General features: G+C 63.9%; 4 protein-coding genes. 2 read left to right on the top strand and 2 right to left on the bottom strand.

The genetic code is table 11. The features are described from left to right. Positions 1-511, top strand: a 511-nt coding sequence (locus tag ABTZ43_RS17105; protein WP_350539632.1) for a hypothetical protein, incomplete at its 5' end; no start/stop codon positions are given. Further along, entirely contained in the window at positions 501-764 is a 264-nt protein-coding gene (locus tag ABTZ43_RS17100; RefSeq protein WP_350539631.1) for a hypothetical protein, read from the top strand. The genes ABTZ43_RS17105 and ABTZ43_RS17100, both read left to right, overlap by 11 nt. 304 nt (positions 765-1,068) lie before the next feature. Here ABTZ43_RS17100 and ABTZ43_RS17095 read toward each other — a convergent pair whose 3' ends face one another. Both ABTZ43_RS17095 and ABTZ43_RS17090 read right to left on the bottom strand, forming a co-directional pair. After that, positions 1,069-1,878: a Cof-type HAD-IIB family hydrolase gene (locus tag ABTZ43_RS17095; protein WP_350539630.1), complete on the bottom strand. Its 810-nt coding sequence runs from the start codon at positions 1,876-1,878 to the stop codon at positions 1,069-1,071. 122 nt (positions 1,879-2,000) lie between these two features. Further along, positions 2,001-2,849: an exodeoxyribonuclease III gene (locus ABTZ43_RS17090; protein ID WP_056415060.1), complete on the bottom strand. Its 849-nt coding sequence runs from the start codon at positions 2,847-2,849 to the stop codon at positions 2,001-2,003. Positions 2,850-3,059 lie beyond the last annotated feature (210 nt).

The raw sequence follows: 3,059 nt of genomic DNA, 5'->3' as shown, positions 1-3,059 counted from the left end.
GCCGGAGCTATCGTGCAGCGCGCGCAGAGTTTCGAAGGACTATACGACGATGGTGGCGCATGTGAAGCGAGTGAAGCGAGTGAAGTCAACCAGATGGCCCCTGTTCGCGGCCATAGTCACGACGGCCATTATTGTGGGCATTACGCGTCACTTCGTGATCGAGCTGCAATCGGAATCCATCCAACCTTCGGCGCAAGTAGTCCGCAGTGGTCTCGCTTCAGTTCTCATTTTCATCGTCGGGGGCGTGCCCGCCGCTTTGGTGAGCGAGGCGATTATGCTGCGCACGAAGCCGAACGGCCAGAAATCACTACTCGAATGTTTGCTTTATGCAGTCGCCGGCAACCTTGTTTCGTTTCTGTGCGGGAGCCTTCTGTTGTACTTTCTGATTTGGGACCTCGCCGGACGTATGTTGGTGCTGGGAGCGCTCGCGACCCTCGGCACTATCGCTGTATCGATAGCCCTTTGGTCGGGACAGGCGGGAGAGGCGGGACAGATTAGTGATGCCGATTGAAACGATTCTTCCCAATCTGATCGTCGGGGTTGGCGTATTTCTTTCAGGAATGGCGACCGTGTGGAAGCGCAAACCGCTCAACGAGCTCATGTACAGATCGCAGAAGAGGATGTTCGGGGAAAAAGCGGCGAGTGTGTCGGCGGGCCGGCAGACCCCTTTCATGATGGGCGTCGTGGGTGTTCTCATTGCCGGTCTCGGAGTCGCAATGTTCGCGTTCGGTATTGTTGGGATTATGCAGATGGTCGGGGCGTGAGCTGTTTTGCTGATTTCAGGGATCATCTGTGGAGTACTCGGCATCCTCATTGCTGTCTTTCACAAGCGCTACTGGCGGTTCTTGAGGCGAGCGAGTTATCGCCTCTTCAGCGAGGCGCTCGCAGAAGCGTTGCTGAACCCCGGCGAAAGCCCGAAGATGATTATGTTCGTCGGAATAGACGTCGCACTGATGGGGCTGATTCAGATCGCCTTCGGGTTGGATCTGTTCTGACGGGGTACGTCACCGTGATGGAAGGGCAATGCGCATGCTCTTGACGGCGTTGCGGGTCAGGGCCCTCGGTGCGTCAGTCGATCGCGAGGATCCGCTCGATCACCCTGGCGACGCCGTCGTCGTCGTTCGAGGAGGTCGTCTCGTCGGCGGCATCCTGCACGATGTCGTCGGCACCGCCCATCGCGACGCCGAGACCTGCCCACCGCAGCATCTCGACGTCGTTGAGGGCATCGCCGAACGCGATGACATCGCCGCGGTCGATGCCGAGGTGCATGCAGAGGCGGGCGAGCCCGCTGGCCTTGGTGACGCCCTCGGCCATGACCTCGAGGAACGGCGCACCCGAGAGTGTCGCTTCGAAACCGTCGAGGTCGAGTGCACGCAGCGCGTCGTAGAGCACCGGTGGCGCAAGCTCCGGATGCCGGATCACGAACTTCAGGCTCGGCGCCGACACCACCTCATCGAGGGGCACGCCGCCCATCGTCTTCGGATCGCGCTTGTGGTCGGTGAGATCCGCGATCTCGGCATAACCGTGCTCGGCGACGAAAGTCTCACCGGCGTCGCGCACGCTCGCGAACAGCAGACCGGGGATGCTCGCCCGCAGCGCCTCGGCCAGCGTGCGGATCGTCTCAGCGGGCAGCTCCTCGGCGAACAGCATCCGCCCGTCTGTGAGATGCACCGCATAGGCGCCGTTGCTGCACAGCGCCCACCCGGCGAAGGCCGCATCGGCGGCGATGGTGCGCAGGCCGATCGGTTGGCGGGCCGTGACCGGCACGACGTGGATGCCGCGGGCCCGGGCCGCGTCGAGTGCCGCCCTGGTGCGCGGGGAGACGGACGACGTGGAGTCGAGCAGCGTGCCGTCGAGGTCGGTGGCTATCAGGCGCATTTCGTCTCGCTTCGCTCGCTCAATGAGAGGGTGCTTTTGTCGGTCGGTGATCGGGATGTTTCGCTCGCTCAATGAGCGGGTGCTTTGGTCGGCCCTTCGTCTCGTCGCCGCTCAGGGCCGGCTCAGGAGAAGATCATGGGCAGGTCGTCGTCGTCTTCGGCCCCGCCGCCCAGGTCGAATTCGACCACCACCGGGACGTGGTCACTGGGCTGCTCGCCCTTGCGCTCGTCGCGGTGGATCGATGCGCCGCTCACGGCATCGGCCAGCGTCTTCGAGCCGAGGACGAAGTCGATGCGCACGCCCTCGTTGCGCGGGAACTTCAGGCGCTGGTAGTCCCAGTAGGTGAAGCCCTCGGGGATGAGGGGACGCACCACGTCGGTCAGCCCCGCATCCTGGAACGCGAAGAACGCCTGGCGCTCCTCGGGCGACACGTGCGTCGAGACTCCCTCGACGATGTCGGGGTCGCCGTTGTCCACGTCGAACGGGATGATGTTGAAATCGCCGACCAGGGCGAGCGGCAGCTCGGGGTTCGCCGCAAGCTCGGCCGCGGTCGCCTTCTTGAGCTCCTCGAGCCAGTGCAGCTTGTACGCGTAGTGCGGATCGTCGAGCGAGCGGCCGTTGGGAACGTACAGGCTCCATACGCGCACGCCGTCGACCATGACGCCGAGCGCTCGGGCTTCGAGCGGAGCATCCGGACCCTCATGCCCCTTCGCGAACCCGGGCATGCCGTCGAACGCGGTGCGCACGTCGGTGACCGGCAGACGGCTCGCGATCGCGACGCCGTTCCACTGATTCAGGCCGTGCACCTCGACGTGGTACCCGGCCTCTTCGAACGGGCCGTACGGGAACTGCTCGGGTTTGCACTTGATCTCCTGCATCGCCAGCACGTCGATGTCTTCGCGCACGGCGAATTCGACGGTGCGGGTGACGCGGGTGCGGATGGAGTTGACGTTCCAGGTGGCCAAGCGCATGCGTCAAGCCTAGTTGCGCCATCGGACGGTGGAGTTGCGACATCGGACGGATGAGTTGCGGTGTCGGACGGCGGAGTCGCGGCATCGGACACGCAGACTTCCCGCCGAACACGAGCCCCGCGCCTCCTACACTGGATGCCGTGACCGCACTCGACGCAGACCGCCAGACACTCCTCGACCTGATCAAGGGTGAGGCGGTGTTCCACGGCG

This window comes from Microbacterium sp. NPDC097977, assembly GCF_040302605.1.
Classification (GTDB): Bacteria; Actinomycetota; Actinomycetes; order Actinomycetales; family Microbacteriaceae; genus Microbacterium.
The sequence above is the reverse complement of the archived record's forward strand: the minus strand, read 5'-3'. Positions and strand labels throughout refer to the sequence as shown.